Source organism: Caulobacter sp. FW305-C-30-S16 (genome assembly GCF_058783025.1).
Genome location: NZ_JBYSYH010000001.1, coordinates 1153225 through 1175038 on the forward strand (window position 1 = coordinate 1153225; position 21814 = coordinate 1175038).

A 21814-nucleotide genomic window follows, 5' to 3' on the forward strand; every position below is an offset into this window, starting at 1 on the left:
GATCCGACGGGATCGCGTCTCGAAGGACGCACATCCTTGACGCACCGCAGCACGACCTTCAAACATCCGTTCGCAATCGCAAAAGCCGAACAGGGATCAGGCCGATGAAGACGCCGCGCGGGTTTTTCAAGCCTCTGGCCATCGGCGCCCCGGCGCCGCTGCGGGACCTGCCGGTGCGGGTCGAGCGGATGATCCACTTCGTCCCGACCCATCTGGAAAAGGTCCGCGGCAAGGTCCCCGAGATCGCCCCGACCGTCGACGTCATCCTCGGCAACCTTGAAGACGCGATCCCCGCCGACGCCAAGGACGCGGCTCGCGCCGGCTTCATCGAGATGGCCAACGCGACCGACTTCGCCGCCCTGGGCGTCGGCCTCTGGACCCGGATCAACTGCCTCAACTCGCCCTGGCATCTGGACGACGTGCAGGACATCGTCGCCGGCGTCGGCGACCGGCTGGACGTGATGATGGTGCCCAAGGTCGAGGGACCCTGGGACATCCACTACATGGACCAGTTCCTGGCGATCCTCGAGGCGAAGCACGGCCTGAAGAAGCCGATCCTGCTGCACGCCATCCTCGAGACGGCCGAGGGCGTGAACAACGTCGAGGCCATCTGCGCCGCCAGCCCGCGCATGCACGGCATCAGCCTGGGTCCGGCCGACCTGGCCGCCAGCCGCCAGATGAAGACCACCCGCGTCGGCGGCGGCCACCCGTTCTACAAGGTGATGGAAGACCCGCGCGACGACGGCCAGCCGCGCCTCAGCGCCCAGCAGGACATCTGGCACTACACCTTCGCCAAGATGGTCGACGCCTGCGCCGCCCATGGCATCAAGCCGTTCTACGGCCCGTTCGGCGACATTTCGGACGCTGACGCCTGCGAGCAGCAGTTCCGCAACGCCTTCCTGCTCGGCTGCGCCGGCGCCTGGAGCCTGCATCCGAACCAGATCGCCATCGCCAAGCGCGTCTTCAGCCCCGACCCCGGCGAGATCGCCTTCGCCAAACGCATCCTCGAAGGCATGCCCGACGGCACCGGCGTGGTGATGCTCGACGGCAAGATGCAGGACGACGCGACCTGGAAACAGGCCAAGGTCATGGTCGACTGCGCGAAGCAGATCGCGGCTAAGGACCCGGAATACGCGGCGCTTTACGGGCTCTGATCGCCGGGGACATGTACCGCAGGTACGTGTCCCCTAATCATCCCGGTCGCTGGATTGGGGGACACGTACCTTCGGTACATGTCCCCCACTACCGCCTCGGCGTATGCAGCATCTGGCCGTTGCCGGTGGCCAGCAGGCGGCCGTCCTCGCTCCAGACCTGGCCGCTGCCGTGGATCAGGCCGCCGTGGGCTTTCTCCGACCGGGCGTCGACCAGCAGCCAGTCCGACCCCTGCGGGTGCTCGTGGAACCAGACGGCGAGGTCCAGGCTCGGCGCGATGTAGTCGGCCTCTGGCGGCTGGGACCGGCGATGCGCGGGCCAGAGGATGGTGTCGATCAGCACGAGCGAGCGGGCGCAGTCGGCGAACACGTCGACAGGCTCGAAGTCGAGGAACCGCTGCCACTGGCGGATCGGCGCGCCCGGCTCAAGCTGCTCGCCCCAGGGAATCCAGACCAGCGGACGGGTCTCAAAATTGGCCCAGAAGGGATGCTTCGGCGCATCCGCCGGCAGGTAGTGCTCGTTCGGCTTCAGCTCCGCCGGCGGCGGCGCGGCGACACGGGGCGTCGCATCGACCTCAGGCCCTCCCTCGCGGTTGGTGGTCCAGACCTGGGCCGTGAGGAACACCTTGCCGGCCTGCGACAGCTCCACGGCGATACAGACCGCCGAGCGCCCGGCTTTCAGCACCCGCACTTCGGCCTGGGCCGGCCCGAAGGCGCCGACCGACAGATACTGGCAGGAGAAACTCGCCGGGCGGTGCCCCTCCGGCGCCAGGGTCCCGGCGGCGCGCAGGGCGATGGCGGCGACATAGCCGCCATTCGGCCCCCAGATCTCCCAGTCCTTCGAGAGATTGGCGGTCAGGACGCCGTCGATCTCGGCGACGGCGGTGTCTTCGTGAAAGCGTCCCATGGCGCGGCAAATGCGCAGATTCCCGCTGGGGAAGGAAAGCGGTCAGTCGACGCGCTCAACCCGGAACCACGGCTCGTGATCCGGCGCGGTCGTCACCCCGCCGACCGGGAGCACGGCACGGTCGCTCTCCATCGACAGCTCGAACCGCTCGAGCACCGTCGCCAGGATGATCGAGGCCTCGGCCAGGGCGAAGGCCGCGCCGATGCAGATGCGCGGGCCCGCGCCGAATGGCATGTAGCCGGGCTCGCTGATCCACGGCGTCGCCTTGCCGGCGAAGCGGTCCGGCATGAAGGCGGTGGGGTTCTCCCAGTAGGCCGTGTGCCGGTGCAGCACCCAGGGACTGATCCAGACCAGGCACCCCTTGCCGATGGTCTCGCCGCACAGGACGTCGGTGGTGATGGCCTGGCGCATGATGATCGGCACCGGCGGATAGAGGCGCATCGCTTCCAGCAGGACGTTCCGCAGGCGCGGCCAGTGGTGCTGGTCCTCCAGGGTGGTCAGCCGTTCGGGCGGGAAGGCGCGGACCTCCTGGCGCAGGCGGGTCTGTTCAGCGCCGTCGAGGCTGAGCAGATACGTCGCCCAGAACAGCAGCCGCGAGGTCGTCTCGAACCCGGCGAACAGCATGGTCGCGCACTGGTCGCGGACCTCTGCGTCAGACAAGGGCTTGCCCGTATCGGCGTCCCGAACGGCCAGAAGCCGGTCGAGCAGATCGGCGTGGTCCGCGCCGGCGGGACCCGCGCGCCGGGCGGCGACGATCCGGTCGACGGCGGCGAACCAGCGCTTCTGAAACTTGCGCCGCGCGCCGCCGGCGAAGGCGAAGTCGGTCTCGGCCCGCGCGAAACCGTCGAGGAAGGTCGGGCGGCCGGCGCTGGCGACATAGTCGCGGGCCATGACGGCCAGTTCGGACTGCTCCGGGCCCGGCGGCAGCGAGAACAGCGAGCGCAGCACCGCTTCGAGCGTGGCCTGGTGAAAGGCGTCGGCGAGATTCGCGCGGCTCTGCCCGGTCAGCCGCGCCGCCAGATTGTCGGCGGCGGCGTGGAAATGCGGGAGCAGCGACTCGACCGTTCCCGGCGTGAAGGCCGGCGCCAGCATCTTGCGCTGGCGCTTCCACTCGGCGCCTTCCGACAGCAGCACCCCGGCCCCGGCCAGAGGCCGCACGGGCCGCACGGCGGCCAGCGGGCGGGCATAGACGGCCATATTGCCCTGCATCACCTGCCGGATGCCGACCGGGTCGTTGACGAGGATGCTGTCGACCCCGAGCACGACGCGGCGGCCGTACGGGATCTCGAAGGCGTTCTTCGACCAGTTGCCCAGGGTGTTGCCCAGCGTCGCCACCACCAGCCGTGGCGTCGAGAGGTCCTGCGGATGCACGTAGGGCGCGGGCGGGATGATCGGGCGGGCGAGGGCGTCCATGGGGACTCCGGCAGACCTGGGTGGCCGACCGGCGGTTTAGCATTCCTGATGCTGCGTCGCAGCGAAAATCAGGTCGACGCGCGGCGTTGCGGGTCTATGAGAGCGGCATGACCGCCCCCTTCTTCGACCTGCGCGCCTCGCACAATCCGCATCGCTGGTACATGCCGCTGACGCCGCCGATCTGCGTCGGCCCGCCCGAGCATCTGTTCATGTACGGCGGCATCGGGCTGGCGGCCTCGATCTCGGCGCTGGAACAGACCTGCGGCCGGCCGGTGGTCTGGGCGACGGCACAGTATCTCTCCTATGCCCGGCCGCCGTCGGTGGTGGACTTCGACGTCTGGATCTCCAACGCCGGCAAGTACACGACCCAGGCCCGGGTCACGGCCCACGTCGGCGAGACCGAGGTGGTCAGCGTCATGGCGGCGCTCGGCGTCCGGCCCGACACGCGCGACTATCAATGGCCGAAGATGCCGGACATCCCGCCGCCGGAGGACTGCCTGCCGGTGATGCTGTGGTCCGACGACGGCGACAATCTCAACCGCCGTATCGAGCGCCGCGCGCCGGAAGGCCGCTACGACCTGAAGAACCGCAAGGGTGAGATCAGCGACGATGGCCGCATGCAGATGTGGCTGCGCACGGTCGAGGACGTCCCGGTCGACGCCGCACTGCTGGCCGTGTTCGCCGACTATGTCCCGTCCGGATTCGGCCATGCGCTGGGCGTCTGGGCCGGCGGCAACAGCCTCGACAACACCCTGCGCGTCCTGAAGATCGTGCCGACCCGCTGGGTCATGGTCGACATCGCCATCAGCGGCATCCACGCGGGCGTCGGCCACGGTGCGATGAACCTCTTCGCCGAGACCGGCGAGCTGATGGCCGTGGCCAGCCAGACCGTGATCGTGCGGGTGCGCGAGGGCTAGAGGCCGGCGATCGCGCCGACGAGCTTCGCGCGCATCGCGCCGTCCAGCGGCAGCACCGGCAACGGCGGCTGGGCGGCGGTAAGACCGAGATGGTTGGCGGCCGCGTACATCGCCCGCATGCCTCCGGTGAGCTTGAACACCTCCCACAGCGGCGCGAAGTCCGCGTCCAGCCGGTCCGCCTCGACCCGGTCCCCGCGCAGGGCGGCGGCGGTCAGGGCGGCGGCGCGCGGCGTGAACATCCCGCCCGCGACGCTGAACCAGGCGTCGGCGCCGGCCAGCAGGCCGTCCTTGCAGCCCCAGTCGCCGCTGTAGCCGATCGCCAGCCGGGGGGCGGCCTCGCGGTACGTCTTCAGGTCCCCGGCGATGTCGTCCTTGGGCAGCGGCAGCTTGATGGCGGCGATGCTCGGGATCGCGTCCGCCAGGCGGGCGACCAGCCCCGGCCTGAAGGTGAAGCTGGTCGTCGACGGGTTGTTGTAGATCACGATCGGCGTGTCGGTCGCCTCTGCCACGGCCGCGAAATGCCGGAACACCTCCTCCTCGGTCAGGGGGGTGTAGCTGACCGGCGCCAGCAGCAGACCCGCCGCGCCCTCGGCCGCCGCGTCCTTCGCCAGCCGCTGCGCCTCGTCGGTCCGCAGCGCCCCTACGCCCACAATCACGGGCGTCGAGGTGAGCGTCTCGACGGCGATGGCCACGGCGCGCCGCCGCTCATCACGGTCCAGGAACATGTAGGTCCCGGTGCTGCCCAGCAGGCCGACAGAGTCCGCGCCGCCCTCGGCGATTCGCTGCAGGACGCCGCGCAGATCGGCCGCGATGACCCGGCCGTCCGGCGTCGCGGGTGTGATGGGAAAGGCCGACAGACCGGCAAAGGGCGACATGCTGTTCCTCCGACATGCGGGCGCATACAGCTCCCGCCCGCTCGGCGGCTCAAGTCATGTTCCGCTTCGGATTGTGTCAGCGTCCGGTGGAGGCGCGGCCTACGCCATCTTCCCCGGAACGACCGGGTGAGAGCTCGACAGGCCGCCGTCGACCGCGATGGCCTGACCGTTGACGTAGGATGCGTCGTCGGAGGCGAGGAACAGGGCCACCTGGGCGATTTCTTCAGGGACAGCGCCGCGCCGTAGGGGGTTGAGCTGGCCGATCTTGCCCTCGGTGCCGCGCTCACGAGCGCGGTCGAAGACGAACTGGGTCATGCCGGTCTCGGTCAGGCCGGGGCAGACGGCGTTGATCCGCACGCCGCTGCCGGCCAGCTGGTTGGCGCCGGTCTGGACGATGCTGATCACGCCCGCCTTGGAGGCGCTGTAGGGCATGCCGCCCGCGCCCGACCGGATGCCGGCGACGCTGGCGGTGCAGATGATCGAGCCCTTGCCGCGCGGGACCATGACCTTCGCCGCCGCCTGGACGGCCAGGAAGACGCCGACGGTGTTGATGCGCAGCACGTTGTTCCAATGCTCGGCGGTCAGCTCCATCAGGCCGGGCAGGCCGCCCGAGACGCCTGCGTTGGCGAACATCACGTCGAGCCCGCCCTGCTTCTCCGCCGCCGCGATCAGCTGGTCGACGACCTCGCCGGAGGCCACGTCGCCGACGATGGCCTCGCCCTTGCCGCCGGCCGCGGTCACCTGGGCGAGCGTCTCGGTCACCTTGTCCGACAGGTCGGCGATGACGACATAGGCGCCGGCTTCGGAGAACAGTTTCGCCGCCGCCCGGCCGATGCCGCTGGCCGCGCCGGTGATGATGGCCACGCGGCCTGCGAGCTTGCCCATGGTGCTGTTTCCCTGTCCGGAAGTTCAAACGGTTGTTTGAGGCAATGGAGCATGACCGGGCGGTGTGACGCAACGTCCGCGCGCTCCGCCTTGCCCCGCTTTTCGCCAACCTCTAGTTTCGACGGCTCTCAAGGGGCGGTCCCGGTCAGGCGATTCATGGTTCAGCACTATCTCGAGTTCGAAAAGCCGATCGCCGAACTGGAAGGCAAGATCGAGGAGCTGTCGAAGCTCTCCGATACCGCCGGGGCCGGATCGTTCGACAGCGAGATCGACGCCCTGCGCGCGCGTCTGGGCGAGCTGCGCAAGGAGTCCTATTCGCGGCTGACGCCGTGGCAGAAGACCCAGGTCGCGCGCCACCCCGAGCGTCCGCACTTCGTCGACTATCTGGCCGCCCTGATCGACGAGTTCGTCGAGCTGCGCGGCGACCGCAAGTTCGCCGACGACCAGGCGGTGATCGGCGGCCTCGGCCGTTTCCGCGGCCAGCCGGTGATGGTCATCGGCCAGGAGAAGGGCCACGACACCACCACCCGCCTGAAGCACAATTTCGGCATGGCCCGACCCGAGGGCTACCGCAAGGCGGTCCGGCTGATGGACATGGCCGAGCAGTTCAACCTGCCGGTGCTGACCTTCATCGACACCGCCGGCGCCTATCCGGGCCTAGGCGCCGAGGAGCGCGGCCAGGCCGAGGCCATCGCCCGCGGCACCGAGCGCTGTCTGACCCTCAAGACGCCGATGATCGCCACCATCACCGGCGAAGGCATGAGCGGCGGGGCGATCGGCATCGCGGCCGGCAACAAGGTGCTGATCCTCGAGCACGCCATCTATTCGGTCATCTCGCCGGAAGGCGCGGCCTCGATCCTGTGGCGCGACGGCGCCCGGGCCAAGGACGCCGCCGAGCAGATGCACATCACCGCCCAGGACCTGATCAAGACCGGCGTCGTCGACCGCATCATCGACGAGCCCCCCGGCGGCGCCCACTCCGATCCCGAGGCCGCGATCAAGGCCGTCGGCGACGCGATCGAGGAAGAACTGGCCCTGCTGGCGAGCCTCGACGCTGACCAGTTGCTGTCGCAACGGGCCGAGCGCTACTACGCCATCGGCCGGTCGGGCGTGGCGTGAGGGCGGCCCTGGTCCTCGCGGCGACCGCCGCCCTGCTGGCCACGCCCGCCGCAGCGATGGACAGCGCGGCGGTCAAGGCGCGCTACACCCCGGCCTTTCACGCGTGCCTTGCGACGGACGAGGGACAGACGACCCTCGGGATGATCGAATGCATCGGCGCCGAGTTCGCCGTTCAGGACGCCGCCCTGAACGCCGCCTACCGGTCCCTGATCGCCGACATGACGCCAGACCAGAAGGCGGGGCTCAAGAAGGCCCAGCGGGCCTGGATCGCCTTCCGTGACGCCGACTGCCGCGCCCGCGCCAGCGAGGACTGGGGCACGATCTCCAACGTCTTCTCCAACATGTGCATGGTGCAGCGGACGGTCGAACGCACGCTGGAGCTGGAAGCCTTCCTCCCGGATCTCTCGGCGCCGGCCGACAGCGAAGATCCGCCCGGAACGGTCGGAACCGTTCCCTGAACGGCTGACGCCCGCCCTCTTGCCTGACGTGGCGTGACATGGCCCAGTCTCTCTCAAACAATCGTTCGGGAGAGGAACCCCATGGCCATCAAGACCCGCTTCACCGAGTTGTTCGGCGTCGAGCACCCCATCGCCCAGGGCGGCATGCAGTGGGTCGGCAAGGCCGAACTGGTCGCCGCCGTGGCCAACGCCGGCGCGCTGGGCTTCATCACCGCCCTGACCCAGCCGACGCCGGAAGAGCTGGCCAAGGAGATCCAGCGGACCAGGGATCTGACCGACAAGCCGTTCGGCGTGAACCTGACCATCCTGCCGGCGATCAAGCCGCCGCCCTACGCCGAGTACCGCGCTGCGATCATCGAGAGCGGGATCAAGGCCGTCGAGACCGCCGGCTACAAGCCGCAGGAACACGTCGACGACTTCAAGGCCCACGGCATCAAGGTGATCCACAAATGCACCGCCGTCCGGCACGCCCTGAGCGCCGAACGGATGGGCGTGGACGCCATCTCGATCGACGGCTTCGAGTGCGCCGGCCACCCGGGCGAGGATGACATCCCCGGCCTGATCCTGATCGCCGCGGCTGCCGACAAGGTGAAGATCCCGATGCTCGCCTCGGGCGGCATCGCCGACGCGCGCGGCCTGGTCGCCGCTCTGGCGCTGGGCGCGGACGGCATCAACATGGGCACCCGCTTCTGCGTCACCCAGGAAGCGCCGATCCCGATGGCCTTCAAGGAACAGATGGTCGCCAACGACGAGCGCCAGACCGACCTGATCTTCCGCACCCTGCACAACACCGCCCGCGTGATGCGCAACGAGGTCAGCCAGGCCGTGGTCGAGATCGAACGCGCCGGCGGCGCCAAGTTCGAGGACGTCCAGCACCTGGTCGCCGGCACACGCGGCCGCGACGCCCTGGCCAACGGCGACACCCAGGGCGGCATCTGGTCGGCCGGCATGGTGCAGGGGCTGATCCACGACATCCCGACGGTGCAGGAACTGGTCGACCGGATCGTCTCGGAGGCCGAGGACCTGATCCGCGGCCGCCTGTCCGGGATGGTCCGCTAGGGACGGTCTCCGGGCGCCGGTTTTCCTGTTCTCGAGGACTGGATAGCCTGTCGCCCGGAGGACGACCCATGACCATCGAGATCATCCGGCTTTCCGCCGACAACACCTCTCTGCTGGAGAATGTCGCGGAGGATGTCTTCGACGCCGACATCGTTCCCGCGCGGCTGGCCGCCTATCTGGCGCACGAGACGAACCTTATGTTCCTGGCGATAGCCGACGGACTGGTCGTGGGCCAGGTTGCCGCCTGCATCCATCGCCATCCCGACCAGGCGACGGAACTCTACGTCGACAACCTGGGCGTAGCGGAGGACTTCCGCCGCCAGGGGATCGCCCGGCGCCTGATCGAGACGATGCTCGACCTGGGCCGTTCGCTGGGCTGCGAGGACTGGTGGGTGGGTACGGAGGAGGACAACGTCCCGGCGCGCCGCCTCTACGAGACCTTCGGCGAAGAGGCCGTCCTGGCGGCCTTCTACGAGTTCGATCTGGACTAGGGGCGGCGAAGCAGGCCGATCCGGGTCCGGGCGGGATCGATGACCAAGGCTTAACTTCATTCGGTCGCACAGCGCGCGTAGCTAGGGGGCCGAAGGAGTTCGCCTTGCCCCGTATCGTCCGACCGCTCGCCGCCGCCGCCGCCATTGCGCTGTCCGGCTGCATGTCGGCCGAGGTCGAGCGCTACCCGACCTCGAAGGACTACCCGGCGGGAACCATGGAGCGGGTGGCGGTCCAGGCCGCCGGCCATCCGTGGACCCTGTCCGCCCTGCGCACGCCTCGCGTGTCGCCCTGGAAGGTGGTGGTGATCACCGGCACGCCGTCGTGGTCGGAGTTCTGGGCGCCGGTGCTGGCGGCGCTGCCGGAAGACTACACCATGGTCGTCGCCGACCGGCCGGGCTTCGCGCTCAGCGAGCCGGCCGGCGTGGTCGGCTCGATCAGCGACCAGGCCGAGGCGCTGTCGGCCCTGCTCGACGTCGCGCCCGGTCAGAAGGTGATCCTCGTCGGCCAGTCCTATGGCGCGCCGATCGCGACCCTGATGGCCGCCAGCTATCCGGATCGGGTGCAGGCGCTGGTGCTTATGAGTCCGTTCTACGGCGAGCGCGGGGCGACCGCGCGGCGGCTCACCGGCCTTGGCGGCATGGTGCGCCCGATGCTGCCCCGGGACCTGAAGAACGCCATCGCCGAGGTGCGCGGCCAGGCGCCGCAACTGCCCGCGGCGCGGGCGGCCCTCGCGGGCCTCGCCCAACCGGTCGTGGTGCTGCATGGCGAGGCCGACACCTTCGTGCCGCTCTCGTCGGCCCGCGCTCTGGCGCAAAGTCGCGGCGCGACGCCCACGACGCTGGTCGTGGTCCCCGGCGGCGACCATTTCCTCAACGCCTGCTGCGTCCCGGCGCTTGTGGGCGCGATCGAGACGGCGGCGGGGATGGCGGAGAAATAGATCCTCCCCATCGGGGGAAGTGGCTCGCCGTCAGGCGAAACGGAGGGGGTCCGCTCAGATCTCGGGGGCCCCCCTCAGTCCGCTTCGCGGACAGCTCCCCCAAGGGGGGAGCATCTTGGTCTTACGCCTCTTCCGTCTCCGGCTTGGCGTCCTCGCCGCCTTCGAAGCTGCGCGGGGCGCGGCGACGGCGGGGCTTCTTGGCTTCCTCTGCGGGGGCTTCCTCGCTCACCGCGGCCGGGCGGCCGAGGAAGGCGGGCAGTTCGCTCACGGCGCCGTCCTGGCCGCGCAGGCGGGGGGATTCACTGACCGCGGGCTCGGGCGCCAGCGGCGCGGCGGCCTGGGGTTCGACCACGGCCAGCGGATCGCGGGCGGCCGCTTCGGCGCGTTCACGGTCCCGGCGTTCGTCACGCTCGCGCCAGCGGTCGCGACGGCCGCCGCCGGTCTCGCCCTCCTGACGGGGGCGCTCCTCGCGGGGCTTGTCGTCGCGGGGGCGGTCATCGCGCGGGCGCTCGTCACGAGGGCGATCATCCCGGGGGCGGTCGTCCCGCGGCCGGTCGTCACGTTGACGGTCGCGGCCCTCGAAGCGCTGGCCGTCACGCGGACGGTTGTTGTCGAAGCGCTGGCCGCCCTGATTGTTGTCGCGATTGCCGTTGCCGTTGTTGTCGCGCTGGCCGTCGCCCTCGCCACCCTCGGTCTCGGGCACGTAGCCGCCCTCCGGCGGTTCACCCGGTTCGGCCTCGAAGTCGATGTCGAAGCCCGACGAGAACTGCTCACGGCCCACGATATCGGACACCGGACGGTGCGGCTGCATGGCGCGCAGGGTGCGGAAATAGTGCTCGGCGTGTTGCAGGTAGTTCTCGGCCAGCACCCGGTCCCCGCCGGACGCGGCGTCGCGGGACAGTTGCTGGTACTTCTCGAAGACGCCCTGCGCGGCGCCGCGCACCTTGATGCCTTCGGGACCGTTGGAGTCGAACGCCCGGTTGGCGTTGTGCTGGGGCTTGCCGCCCTGGTTGTTGCCGCCACTGCCGCGATTGCGGCCGCGCTGACGCTTCATACCCTTGAAATCTCTCATTTTACCCTTCGACCTGCCGGCGGGCGCGTGACACAGCGGTCGTTCGCGCGGGCCGGTTCTGGATACTGGTTCGGGCTTGCCGCCCGCTTTTGTTGTTTCGAAAAAGACGCTGTTCTTTGTTCCCGCCCGCTTTCAGCGCGGCGACCCGGTCCTCTTGAGACCTCGCGCGCCCGCCGTCGATTGCGATCAATCTCTACGGCGATCTGAGTGGGAACGAGTCAGATGTAACGCCTCAGGACCCTGTTTCCAAGGGGTTTCTGGAGCCGGCGACAACCCGGTCGCGCAGACCCAGGTCCTTGATCGTGCGGACATCGGCGGCGCCGGCCTGACGGAACAGCGCCTCGACGTCGGCGCTCTGGTCGTAGCCGATCTCGACGGCGAACATCCCGCCGGGCTTGAGCACCCGCAGGATCTCCGGGGCCAGCACGCGGTAGGGGCCCAGCCCGTCGGGGCCGCCGTCGAGAGCCAGCCTGGGGTCGTGGTCACGCACCTCGGGGTCGAGCGTCTCGATGACGTGGGTGGGGATGTAGGGCGGGTTGGCCACCACCAGATCAAAGCCCGCGTCGCCGAGCCCGGACGTCCAGTCGCCGCGCAGCAGCACCGTGCGGCCGTCGAGGTCGAGGTTGGCGGCGTTCTCCCGCGCCACGGCCAGGGCGTCCTCGGAGATATCGACCCCCAGCGCCTTCGCGGCCGGCCGCTCGGCCAGGATCGCCAGCATGATCGCGCCCGAGCCGACGCCCAGATCGAGCAGGCTGAAGGCCATGTGCTCGGGAAAGGCCTTCAGCGCCTCGTCGACGATCACCTCGGTGTCCGGGCGCGGGGTCAGGACCGCGCTGTTGACGTTGAGCATGATCTTCCAGAAGCCCTTGCGGCCCAGGATATGGCTGACCGGTTCACGGCGGCCGCGCCGGTCGAGGTAGCTCTCGTAGGTCGCTTGCTGGTCGGCGGTCAGCTCGCGATAAGGCTCGGTGACGATCTCCAGACGGCTGACGCCGGCGGCGGCCTCGAGCATCAGCCGCGCGTCGATCGCCGGCTGGTCGATGCCGACGGCCTTGAGGCGTTCGCCGCCGGCCTTCCAGGCCTTCACAAGAGTGGTCACGCCTTCAGCTCCACGACATCGCCCTCGGCCACACGGCCGGCGGCGGTGGTCTGCACATAGAGGCCGCACAGGGTGTGGCCGTAGTTCTCGAACAGCGCCGCCACCACGTCCAGATCCCGCTCGGCGGTCTCGGGGTTCACATGGGTGGCCGCGCAGCGGACGATTGGCTTGAACGCCGTCGCGGTCGCGCCGCCGACCGACAGGGTGCGGCCGGCCCAGTCGTTCTCGATCCACGCCGGCCAGCCGTCGACATAGAGGTTGGCGCGGAAGCGCAACGGATCGATCGGCCGCCGCACACGCGATTCGAGATCGCGCAGGCTGGCCAGGTTGACGATCGAGACATGGCCGAGCGGGTGGTCGGTGAACCGCCAGGCTCCGGGCGCCTGCAGCACCTTCAAGGGGGCGCGGGCCTCCTCGCCGAGCAGGCCGGTCAGCCAGCCGGCGAAAGCGTCGCGGCCGGCTTCGCCGGTCAGGTCGCCGGCGAAATCAGGATGACCGGGCGCGCTCGCATGGAACAGGCCGGCGGCGTCGTCGTAGCGCGTGCGCGCCTTCGCGACGTCGGCGATGTGCGCCAGCACGGCGAACTTCGTCTTGGGCACAAAGGCGGGCGCTGCAGGATCGAAGCCGCAGTCGCCGATCTCGACGGCGTACATCCGGTCGTGCGCCAGGGTCGCACCGACGGCCAGATCAGCCGCGGCCAGCCGTTCGGGCGTGAAGCCCTTTACGGGGTGGCGAAACAGGGCGGCGACGGTGGATTGCATGGGATGGCCTAGCCGAAACTGTCCTCAAGCGTCGCCAGCCTTGCCGCCTGGTCCTCGGCGATCAGGGGGTCGATGACGTCGTCCAGCGCTTCGCCCTCGACGATCTTGGGCAGGTTGTAGAGGGTCAGGTTGATGCGGTGATCGGTGACCCGGCCCTGGGGGTAGTTGTAGGTGCGGATCCGTTCGGAGCGGTCGCCGGAGCCGACCTGGCTCTTGCGGGCGTCCGACCGGGCGGTGTCCAGCGCCTCGCGCTGCATGTCGTACAGCTTGGCCTTGAGGTTCTTCATCGCCTTGCGGCGGTTCTCATGCTGCGACTTTTCCGAACTCGTCACCACGATGCCGGTGGGCAGGTGGGTGATGCGCACGGCCGAGTCGGTCTTGTTGACGTGCTGGCCGCCCGCGCCGGACGAGCGGTAGGTGTCGATGCGCAGGTCGGCGTCGTTGATCTCGATCTCGACGTCCTCGACCTCGGGCAGCACGGCGACCGTGGCGGCCGAGGTGTGGATACGGCCCTGGGCCTCGGTGGCCGGCACCCGCTGCACCCGGTGTACGCCGCTCTCGAATTTCAGCCGGCCGAACACGCCGTCGCCGGTGACCGAGGCGATGATTTCCTTGAAGCCGCCCATCTCGCCCTCGGAGATGCTGTCGATCTCCACCCGCCAGCCGCGGTTCGCGGCATAGCGCTGGTACATGCGGAACAGGTCGCCGGCGAACAGCGCGGCCTCGTCGCCGCCGGTGCCGGCGCGCACTTCAAGGATCGCCGAGGCGTTCTCGTCCTTGTCGCGCGGCGCCAGCAGCAGGGCGACGTCACGCTCCATGTCAGGCAGCTTCGCCTCGAGCCGTTCCAGCTCGTCGCGGGCCAGTTCGGAGATGTCCGGATCGGCGTCGGCGGCCATCGCCTCAAGCTCGGGCTTCTCGGCCAGCACCTTTTCCAGCGCGCGCACCGCCTCGGCCACGGGCCTCAGTTCGGCGTGTTCCTTCGACAGGCGCACGATCTCCGGCCCCTCGGTGGCCGCGCCCATGCGGGCCTCGATCTCGCGGAAGCGGTCGAGCACCTGGTCGAGACGGGCCTGGGGGAGACGCACGGGGGTAATCCGGAAGCAGCGGCGGGAAGGGGCCGCTGTTTACAGCGAGCGGGCGTGCCGTGTCGATGTTGTCTGATCCTCCCCATCGGGGGAGGTGGACCGGCGGAGCCGGGACGGAGGGGGTCCGCTCAGATTTCGGGTGACCCCCTCAGTCAGGCTGCGCCTGACAGCTCCCCCGATGGGGGAGCATACCTTACCCGGCGCGGGGCTTGAGACCGGCCTTGGGCGCGCTGAAATCGGTGCGGGCCAGCTTCTTGGTGGGGATGGCTTCTTCCGGCGCGGCGGCGACCGTGGCGCCCTTGGCGGGCGTCGCGACCGGGGCCGGGATGCCGAGCGCCGTGCGGCGCGGGGCGATCAGGGTCTCGATCCGCTTCTTGGTCGCGTTGAACGAGGCCACGTCGCGCGGGTCGACGCTGACGCCGGACTGGATCTTGGTCATCGGGTTGACGCGGCGACCCTTGAGCCAGACCTCGTAGTGCAGGTGCGGGCCGGTCGAGGCGCCGGTCGAGCCGACGTAGCCGATCAGCTGGCCCTGGCTCACCCGCATGCCGGCCTTGAGGCCCTTGCCGAAGCGCGAGAGGTGGGCGTAGCCGGTTTCGTAGCCGCCCGCGTGGCGGATCCGCACCCAGTTGCCATAGCCGCCCCAGCGGCGGGCCTCGACGACCACGCCGTCGCCGGCGGCAAGGACGGGCGTGCCCGTGCCGACCCCGAAGTCGATGCCCTGGTGCATCTTGTTGTAGCCGAGGATCGGGTGGCGGCGGAGGCCGAAGCGCGAGGTGATGCGGGCGCCGTCGACCGGCGTGCGCAGCAGGAACCCCTTGATGCTCTTGCCGATGGCGTCGAGGAAGGTCCGCTTCCCGTCGGCTCGCGTGAAGCCGTAAAAGCGCTGGCCCTTGACCTCGGCGTACTGCAGGCCGCCGGCCTCGATGGTCCGGCCGCTCTCGGTCACCTTGCGGTCGAACACCAGGCAGAACGGATCGCCCGCCTTGATGTCGCGCGAGAAGTCGATCTTGTGGGCGAACAGTTTGGAGGCCTCGGCGACGACCGCCGAGCTGGCGCCGATGGCGTTGGCGCTCTCGTGGAACGAGCCCTGCATCCGGCCGCAGGCGGCGACGGTCTCGGGCTTCACGGTTTCTTCCAGCTCGCGCAGGCGCAGGGCGCCGTCGAAGGTGCGCGACACGGTCAGGGTGCTGGCGGCGCCGGTGCGCATCGACAGACCGATCAGCCGGGCGGGGCCACGGCTGTCCCGCGGGCGGGCGACCGAGGCGACGAAATCCATGCCGGCGCGGATGTTCACGGTGTCCATGGCCTGGGCCAGGACGCGGACGGCGAGGCGCGCGTCCGTCGGCGCCACGCCGCTGCGCAGCACGGCCGCCTCGAGGGTCTCGCCCGGGCGGACCTCGACGTTGATGTTCTGGCCCTGGTTGAAGCCGGGCTGGGCTTCGGCGCGGGCGAAGGCGATGTGTTGCAGGGCGGTGAGCGCGGCGGGATCGAGCGGCTTGACCACGCTCGTGGCCGGACCGGCGGTCAGATTCCAGCACAGGCCCAGAACGCCCAGACCGGCCACAGCGGTGAGAACCTTGGGCGCGAAACGAACCGTCGAACGCCTGGGATCGAATTCCTGCATCGTTCCCCCTTCAGTTTACGATGCCGTACGCGCGTCAGAATGGCACGGCCGGGATACTGCCCAGCAATTGGCGCGCCCGTTTTCTGCCGCCGGACGCCCCCGAAACGCAAGTAATATTCGGTGCTTCGGCTTTTTTGTCACGTGCGGGTTAACGCTTGGGCGCCACGCGCTCGCCGTCTTCCTTGACGAATTCGGCCGGGGCGCCGTCCAGCAGATCGAAGACCCGCTCCGATGGCCGGCACAGGGCGACGCCCTTCGGCGACTGCACGATCGGCCGTTCGACCAGGGCCGGATGAGCGACCATGGCGTCGAGAATCGCGCTGTCGGTCGCCTCGGGGGCCGTGAGGCCGAGCTCCTCGGCGAGCGATCCCTTCACGCGCAGGATGTCGCGCGGCGTCTTGCCCATCGCCGCCAGCAGGCTCTCAAGCTGCGGGCGCGTCCAGCCAGCCTTCAGATACTCGACCACGGTCGGCTCGGCGCCCGAGGCGCGGATCATCGCCAGGGTGTTGCGCGAGGTGCCGCAGGCGGGGTTGTGAAAGATGGTGATGGTCATGGGGCGGGTTTCTCCTTCAGGAGCCAGCCAAAGACAAGCAGGGCGATCAGGGCGCCGGCGATCTGTCCGCCGATGAAGCCTGGAACGAACACCGGCGCGATGCCGGCGAAGGTATCGCTCAGCGATCGCGCGATGGTCACCGCCGGATTGGCGAACGACGTCGAGGCCGTGAACCAGTAGGCGGCGGTGATGTAGAGGCCGACGCAGACGGCGGTCAGATCCGGCCTGAACTTCGAAACGCCGAGGATCGTGCCGATCAGGCCAAAGGTCGCCACCGCCTCGCTGAACACCTGGGCGGGGCCGTCGCGCAGCTTTTCCGACACCTGCAGGACGGGCAGGGCGAACATGGCGTGGGCCATCCAGACGCCGAGCATGGCGCCGACCAGTTGAGCTGCGGCATAGCCGAGCGCGAGCGTCGGCCCGATGTCGCGCCGCAGAGCCATCACCAGCGTGACCGCCGGATTGAAATGGGCGCCGGAGATCGGTCCGAGCAGCGTGATCAGCACGACCAGCGCCGCGCCGGTGGCGAGGGTGTTGCCGAGCAGGGCGACGGCGATATTGCCGCCCGACAGGGTCTCGCCCATCACCCCGGAGCCGATCACCACGGCCAGCAGCAGGGCAGTTCCGAGCGTTTCGGCGACGAGGCGGCGCAGGGGGGCGAAGGTCACGTCAGGCCTTGCCGATGCCGTCGAGACGCGCCTGCAGTGACATCCGGTCGAGGCTGGCCATCGGCAGGTTGACGAAGATTTCGAGCCTGTTGTGCAGGCGGCCGTAGGTGTCGGCGAACGCCAGCGCGATCTCCGCGTCAGTACCCTGCACGGCCGCCGGGTCGGGCACGCCCCAGTGGGCGGTCATCGGCTGGCCCGGCCAGAACGGACAGACCTCGCCGGCGGCGTTGTCGCAGACGGTGAAGACGAAGTTCAGGTCAGGCGCATCCGGGTTGTGCGCCCGGTCGAACTCTTCCCACGACTTCGAGCGCAGGCCGTCCGTCGGATAGTTGAACCGTTCCAGCAGGCGGATGGCGTGCGGATTGACCGTTCCGGTCGGCATCGAGCCTGCCGAAAAGGCGATGAACCTGCCGGCGCCGAGGCGGTTGAGGATCGACTCGGCGAGGATCGAGCGCGCCGAATTGCCGGTGCAAAGGAAGAGGACGGTGTGGGTCATCAGCAGGTCTTGGCCTCACAGGAATCGGCGCTGACGAGTCCCGCCAGCGGCCCGCAGATGGCCGGCTCGCCCTGGCAGCAATCCTCCATCAGGAAGGTCAGCAGTCCGCGCATGACGGCGTAGTCGGCCGTGTAGATGATCTGCCGGCCATCCCGCCGCGAGCGCGCCAGGCCCGCCTGGGTCAGGATGTTGAGGTTGGTCGACAGGGTGTTGCTGAGGCTGCCGGTCGCCTCGGCGATCCGCCCGGCCGGCAGTCCCTCGGGGCCGGCCTTCACCAGCAGGCGGAAAACCGCCAGCCGGCCGGGATGGGCGAGGGCCGACAGGGCGGCGACGGCGTCAGTCTGTTCCATGATTCGAGAATAGCCGAATTTTGTGACAGATGTGCGTCCTTCGAGACGCTCGCTTGAGGCTCGCTCCTCAGGATGACGAGTGGCGGCGAACCAATGATGTGCGTCATGGTGAGGAGCGGACCCTCAGGTCCGCGTCTCGAACCACGCAGGGCCTACCCGCAGCAGCTCGCCTTCGCCACATCCGCCGCCGAAACCGCCGCCGGGATCGCCTCATCCTCGCCGTAGGTCGTCGCTTCGCCGAACGTGTGGAAGGTCTCCCAGCGCACGCCCGAGGGATCGGTGACCCAGCTCTTGTCGGACTTCGCATAGCAGCAGGTGGTCGCCTCCTGGTCGAAGGTCGTCTCGCCGGCGGCCTTCAGGCGGGTGGCCATTTCGGCCAGCTCTGCGGCCGTTTCGGCCTGGACGCCGACATGGTCGACGCCGGCGGAAACCCGGTCGCGCTGGGAGATCGCAAGGTTCACCCTGGGGTCCTCCAGCATCCATTTGGCGTAGTCGTCCTTCACCACCGACGGCTGCGCGCCGAACAGGGTGGAATAGAAGCCGATCGACCGATCCAGGTCTTCGACGGCGATGTGCAGGTGCAGGCGCTTCATGGGGGTCTCCAATAAATCTATTATTCGAGAAATATAGAAATAATGGAGCGAGTCAAGCGGCGCACGAGAAGTGTCCCGGCGTCAGAACGCTGCCGAGAGCGTTCCCGTCGTTACGCTGGAGTCCGAAAGATCGAATGGCATGACATCGGAGGGCCGCGGCGGGAGCGGCCTGGCTTCGACCGGCCAGCGCTCGTCGAAGACGGCGTAGCGGACGTCGAGTTTTGGTCCGCGCCATTTCGATCGAACCTCGATGCGGCCCGGGGCAGTCGACCCGACCAGTCGAATGCGAGTCCAGGTGTTTGCCTTGAAGTCCGTCTGAACGGACGTCCCGTTGATGCTGAGGCCGGTCAGGCCGGGTCCCGACCGGATGTCGACCACGATGATCCGGGAGGCGGGGAGGCTGATCGTGGCGGCGTTCTCGGCGCCCATGGTCAGGGTCACGGGCGCTGCGCCCGGCGCTACGGCCCTGGCGGGGGCGGTCCAGACGTCCGAGCGGGTCAGCGGGGGCAGCGGCTGTTTGCTGATCGGCCCGCCGTCGGCGGCAAGGACCGCGCGGCCCCAGGGCGAGAGGTCCGGCGTCATGGCCGCCCGCCAGGCCTTGCCGGTCGTCGCATCCTGGACATGCAGCACCACCGTCGCCTCCGGATGCCGCGCGCTCCAGGGGTCGCTGAATCGCACCACCCCGACCAGCGCCAGCCCGATCGCGAGCAGAACCACAGCCGGAGCCAGCGACAGCCGCGCTGTCGCGGCCGTCCAGGCCAGCGGCCAGACGAGAAAGGCTCCCAGCCACAGGAACAGGGCCAGGATCATCGGCTGGTCGAGGCCCTGCGACACGACGTGGAAGAACACCGCCAGCCAGCCGCCGCCGAGCGCCGCCAGCAGCGCCACGCCGGCCGTCCGCGACGCGTCAAGTCGCGTCCCCATCAGGCTGATCGCCGCGCCGAGACCCGCCAGCGCCAGCGGCCAGACCACCAGGAACGCCACTGCGGGCAGGAAGATCTGCAGGGCCAGCCCCGCCGCCAGCCCTGTAAGCAGCACGCCCAGCCAGGCGCCGGGCAGGGCGGCCGGCTTGCCGAACGCGCTATAGCCGACGGCGGCTGTCGCCAGACCCAGGCCGACACTGACCGGACTCCAGCCGCCGAACGCCAGGCACAACAGTGCGCCCATCAGACCCGCGCCGGCCAGCCACAGCCGCGTCCGCGCTCCGGCCAGCAGGCCCGGGACCAGCAGCAGCAAGCCGAGGCCCAGCGTCGCCAGGGTCGTCTCCCACAAACCCCATCGCGCCAGCAGCGGCCGCTGCTCCATGAAGCCGAAGCCGACGCCGGTCGCGAGCCGGGCGAGATGCAGCAGAAGGGCGCCGGCCAGCAGCAGGAACAGCGCCGCCCCCGCCCCGCGCGCGGCGTCGGCCAACCGGATTTCGCCCGACCGCCGCCCCCGGACAAGGGCCAGGGCGATGAGGCCCGCCGCGACCAGCAGCGCGATCCAGCCGCCCCAGGCAGGATAGGCCAGCACATGGTCGCCGAAGGTCTGGCTGTAGACCGCGTCCGGCGCCGCGCCCGGCAGGCTGTCAGCGAAGGCCAGGGCTGAGGCGGCGGCCAGCGTCTGCTCGCCCATGTGGCGCACCGAGCCCTGGTCGAGATTGGCCGGGGTCGAGGTCGGCGAGTGGTAGTCGAACTGCCGGCCGATGAAGGCGTAGTTCAGGCCACGGATCCCTGCCGCGTTCGAGACGGTAAAATCGGTGTCGTTCGGCATCGTCTCATAGAGAAAGACGGCCAGCGAGTTGCTGATCGGACTGACCGCCGTCTTCGCGAAGGCCGGGATCAGGGCGCCGTTCCCCGAGCCCGTCTGGAACATGTTGGCGCGCCCGCCGCCGCCCCGGCTCTCGAGGTTGATCAGCAGCCCGATGCGCTTGCGCAGCGGGTGTTCGGCAAAGAACAGCTCGGCGCCCAGCAGTCCGGCCTCCTCGCCGTCGGTCAGGATGACGATCACGTCGCGCGCGGGTGTTCCCTTCGCCTTCAGCGCCCGGATGACGTCCAGGATCACCGCTGTGCCGGTCGCGTCGTCCGCCGCGCCGGGGGAGGCGGGCACGCTGTCGTAGTGGGCCATCAGGGCCAGGGCAGGCAGGCCGCGATCCCGTCCGGGCAGGACGCCGACGATGTTCTCCATCTGCCCGGCGAGGATCCAGGGCGACTCATTGCGGACGCCCAGACCGGTCTGGATCGACGGCCGCAGGCCCAGCGACGTCAGGCGGCCCATCAGATAGTCGCGGACCGAGGCGTTGGCGGCCGATCCGGTCGGGTGGGGCCGGGCCGCGATCTTCTGGATGTCGGCCATTGCAAACGGTGTGTGGAAGCCGCCGCCGGCCGGGACGGGCGCGCCTTCGGGCGTCGGCGTCTTCGTTCCCAGCCAGCCGAGAAGCAGGGCGCCCGCCAGCGCCATCGCCAGCGCGATCATCCGTCCCATGCCGTTCCTCCCCGAACCGCCGAACGGGCAGGGAGCCACGCCACGGGCCGCCGCGCAACGTGGAACCGGTTCGACGATCGTCGGTCTTTTTTGCGTCGCGGTCCCGGCTGGCCGGTGTTAGCGTTTCGACCCGTCGGGAATTTTCGGGCTCAGGAGTCGCCATGAAGACTGCAACAATCGTCGCAATGGCCGCGGCCACGGCGCTGTCCGCCAGCGCTGTCGCCGCCTGGGCCCAGTCGGTCCAGCCGCCGGCCGGCAGCTACCGGGCCACCTGCACCAACATCAACGCCTGGCTCGGCCCCAATGGCGGACGGGTGGTTTCGGCCCTCTGCCGCGCCGCCAACGGCACGCAGATGCAGAGCCGGCTTCGGTTCGACGAGTGTCGTGGCGACATCGCCAACATCAACGGCCAGCTGACCTGCCGCACCAGCCCGCCTCCGGGACCCGGACCGGGCGGCCCGGGCGGTTCAGGCGGTCCGTGGGGACCGGGCGGACCCGGCGGGCCCGGTGGCCCCGGCGGCCCGGGGATGTCCGCCAGCATCACGCTGTACGGCCAGCCCGGCTATCGCGGCTCCAGCATCACCCTGCGCGGACCGACGCCGAGCTTCGCGCCCTGGTCGTTCGGCGACAAGGCCAAGTCGGTCCAGATCCGCGGCCGCGGCCGCTGGCAGGTCTGCACGAAGATCAACTACGGCGGCCGCTGCGAGATCATGGGCGACAGCGTCTATGACCTGGGCGCCTGGCAGCTGAGCAACCAGATCTCGTCGGCCCGTCCGATCGGACGGTAGGCGTCCGACCCGTCTGAAACGACAACGCCCGCCGGATGAACCGGCG

23 protein-coding genes are annotated in these 21814 nt (G+C 69.6%); 8 read left to right on the forward strand and 15 right to left on the reverse strand.

Features of this window, described 5'->3' with window-relative positions:
• Positions 1–95 precede the first annotated feature (95 nt).
• The gene (locus AC3WJT_RS05705) at positions 96–1154 is read left to right on the forward strand and encodes an HpcH/HpaI aldolase/citrate lyase family protein (protein WP_492342375.1); all 1059 of its coding nucleotides are present in this window, start codon (positions 96–98) and stop codon (positions 1152–1154) included.
• Positions 1155–1242: 88 nt separating this feature from the next.
• On the opposite strand, the gene AC3WJT_RS05710 is transcribed toward AC3WJT_RS05705, so the two are convergent.
• Complete coding sequence (locus AC3WJT_RS05710; RefSeq protein ID WP_492342101.1) at positions 1243–2058, reverse strand: thioesterase family protein; 816 nt, start codon at positions 2056–2058, stop codon at positions 1243–1245.
• Between the two features lie 42 nt (positions 2059–2100).
• Positions 2101–3471: a cytochrome P450 gene (locus tag AC3WJT_RS05715; RefSeq protein WP_492342102.1), complete on the reverse strand. Its 1371-nt coding sequence runs from the start codon at positions 3469–3471 to the stop codon at positions 2101–2103.
• Positions 3472–3578: 107 nt separating this feature from the next.
• Between AC3WJT_RS05715 and AC3WJT_RS05720 the strand changes: the two genes are divergently transcribed.
• Positions 3579–4388 (forward strand): acyl-CoA thioesterase, encoded by an 810-nt coding sequence (locus AC3WJT_RS05720; protein ID WP_492342103.1) that lies wholly within the window; start codon positions 3579–3581, stop codon positions 4386–4388.
• Here AC3WJT_RS05720 and AC3WJT_RS05725 read toward each other — a convergent pair.
• Together AC3WJT_RS05725 and AC3WJT_RS05730 are read right to left on the reverse strand one after the other, a co-directional pair.
• Positions 4385–5263 (reverse strand): dihydrodipicolinate synthase family protein, encoded by an 879-nt coding sequence (locus AC3WJT_RS05725; RefSeq protein WP_492342104.1) that lies wholly within the window; start codon positions 5261–5263, stop codon positions 4385–4387. The two genes, AC3WJT_RS05720 and AC3WJT_RS05725, sit on opposite strands and share 4 nt — an antisense overlap.
• A 99-nt stretch (positions 5264–5362) precedes the next feature.
• On the reverse strand, positions 5363–6148 hold the full coding sequence (locus AC3WJT_RS05730; protein ID WP_492342105.1) for an SDR family NAD(P)-dependent oxidoreductase: 786 nt from the start codon (positions 6146–6148) through the stop codon (positions 5363–5365).
• A gap of 156 nt (positions 6149–6304) precedes the next feature.
• Between AC3WJT_RS05730 and AC3WJT_RS05735 the strand changes: the two genes are divergently transcribed.
• The 5 genes from AC3WJT_RS05735 to AC3WJT_RS05755 all read left to right on the forward strand — a co-directional run bounded on the left by AC3WJT_RS05735 (position 6305) and on the right by AC3WJT_RS05755 (position 10213).
• On the forward strand, positions 6305–7267 hold the full coding sequence (locus AC3WJT_RS05735; RefSeq protein WP_492342106.1) for an acetyl-CoA carboxylase carboxyltransferase subunit alpha: 963 nt from the start codon (positions 6305–6307) through the stop codon (positions 7265–7267).
• Entirely contained in the window at positions 7264–7725 is a 462-nt protein-coding gene (locus AC3WJT_RS05740) for a lysozyme inhibitor LprI family protein (RefSeq protein ID WP_492342107.1), read from the forward strand. Before AC3WJT_RS05735 ends, AC3WJT_RS05740 begins: the two co-directional genes overlap by 4 nt.
• Positions 7726–7806: 81 nt before the next feature.
• Positions 7807–8784 carry an NAD(P)H-dependent flavin oxidoreductase gene (locus tag AC3WJT_RS05745; protein WP_492342108.1) on the forward strand — a complete coding sequence of 326 codons (978 nt, stop codon included), beginning with the start codon at positions 7807–7809 and terminating at the stop codon, positions 8782–8784.
• A 68-nt stretch (positions 8785–8852) separates the two neighbouring features.
• Positions 8853–9275 carry a GNAT family N-acetyltransferase gene (locus AC3WJT_RS05750; RefSeq protein WP_492342109.1) on the forward strand — a complete coding sequence of 141 codons (423 nt, stop codon included), beginning with the start codon at positions 8853–8855 and terminating at the stop codon, positions 9273–9275.
• Positions 9276–9379: 104 nt separating this feature from the next.
• On the forward strand, positions 9380–10213 hold the full coding sequence (locus AC3WJT_RS05755) for an alpha/beta fold hydrolase (protein WP_492342110.1): 834 nt from the start codon (positions 9380–9382) through the stop codon (positions 10211–10213).
• Between the two features lie 121 nt (positions 10214–10334).
• On the opposite strand, the gene AC3WJT_RS05760 is transcribed toward AC3WJT_RS05755, so the two are convergent.
• The 11 genes from AC3WJT_RS05760 to AC3WJT_RS05810 form a co-directional block, all read right to left on the reverse strand.
• Complete coding sequence (locus AC3WJT_RS05760; protein ID WP_492342111.1) at positions 10335–11285, reverse strand: DUF4167 domain-containing protein; 951 nt, start codon at positions 11283–11285, stop codon at positions 10335–10337.
• Between the two features lie 232 nt (positions 11286–11517).
• Positions 11518–12384, reverse strand: coding sequence for a peptide chain release factor N(5)-glutamine methyltransferase (gene prmC / locus AC3WJT_RS05765; protein WP_492342112.1), 867 nt, complete (start codon positions 12382–12384; stop codon positions 11518–11520).
• Positions 12381–13145 carry an MOSC domain-containing protein gene (locus AC3WJT_RS05770; RefSeq protein ID WP_492342113.1) on the reverse strand — a complete coding sequence of 255 codons (765 nt, stop codon included), beginning with the start codon at positions 13143–13145 and terminating at the stop codon, positions 12381–12383. The genes prmC and AC3WJT_RS05770 overlap by 4 nt, the downstream gene beginning before the upstream one ends.
• 8 nt (positions 13146–13153) lie before the next feature.
• Positions 13154–14230 (reverse strand): peptide chain release factor 1, encoded by a 1077-nt coding sequence (gene prfA / locus AC3WJT_RS05775; RefSeq protein ID WP_492342114.1) that lies wholly within the window; start codon positions 14228–14230, stop codon positions 13154–13156.
• A 193-nt stretch (positions 14231–14423) separates the two neighbouring features.
• A complete protein-coding gene (locus AC3WJT_RS05780; protein ID WP_492342115.1) occupies positions 14424–15857 on the reverse strand; it encodes a peptidoglycan DD-metalloendopeptidase family protein in 1434 nt (477 codons plus the stop codon).
• Positions 15858–16005: 148 nt separating this feature from the next.
• Positions 16006–16410 (reverse strand): arsenate reductase (glutaredoxin), encoded by a 405-nt coding sequence (gene arsC / locus AC3WJT_RS05785; protein WP_492342116.1) that lies wholly within the window; start codon positions 16408–16410, stop codon positions 16006–16008.
• A complete protein-coding gene (locus AC3WJT_RS05790; RefSeq protein WP_492342117.1) occupies positions 16407–17078 on the reverse strand; it encodes an aquaporin in 672 nt (223 codons plus the stop codon). The genes arsC and AC3WJT_RS05790 overlap by 4 nt, the downstream gene beginning before the upstream one ends.
• Position 17079: 1 nt before the next feature.
• A complete protein-coding gene (locus AC3WJT_RS05795; protein ID WP_492342118.1) occupies positions 17080–17574 on the reverse strand; it encodes an arsenate reductase ArsC in 495 nt (164 codons plus the stop codon).
• Positions 17574–17924 carry an ArsR/SmtB family transcription factor gene (locus AC3WJT_RS05800; protein ID WP_492342119.1) on the reverse strand — a complete coding sequence of 117 codons (351 nt, stop codon included), beginning with the start codon at positions 17922–17924 and terminating at the stop codon, positions 17574–17576. Before AC3WJT_RS05800 ends, AC3WJT_RS05795 begins: the two co-directional genes overlap by 1 nt.
• 152 nt (positions 17925–18076) lie before the next feature.
• Positions 18077–18517, reverse strand: coding sequence for an ArsI/CadI family heavy metal resistance metalloenzyme (locus tag AC3WJT_RS05805; protein WP_492342120.1), 441 nt, complete (start codon positions 18515–18517; stop codon positions 18077–18079).
• A gap of 81 nt (positions 18518–18598) precedes the next feature.
• Positions 18599–20980: a M20/M25/M40 family metallo-hydrolase gene (locus AC3WJT_RS05810; RefSeq protein ID WP_492342121.1), complete on the reverse strand. Its 2382-nt coding sequence runs from the start codon at positions 20978–20980 to the stop codon at positions 18599–18601.
• A 161-nt stretch (positions 20981–21141) separates the two neighbouring features.
• Between AC3WJT_RS05810 and AC3WJT_RS05815 the strand changes: the two genes are divergently transcribed.
• On the forward strand, positions 21142–21768 hold the full coding sequence (locus AC3WJT_RS05815) for a beta/gamma crystallin-related protein (RefSeq protein ID WP_492342122.1): 627 nt from the start codon (positions 21142–21144) through the stop codon (positions 21766–21768).
• Positions 21769–21814: the final 46 nt, after the last annotated feature.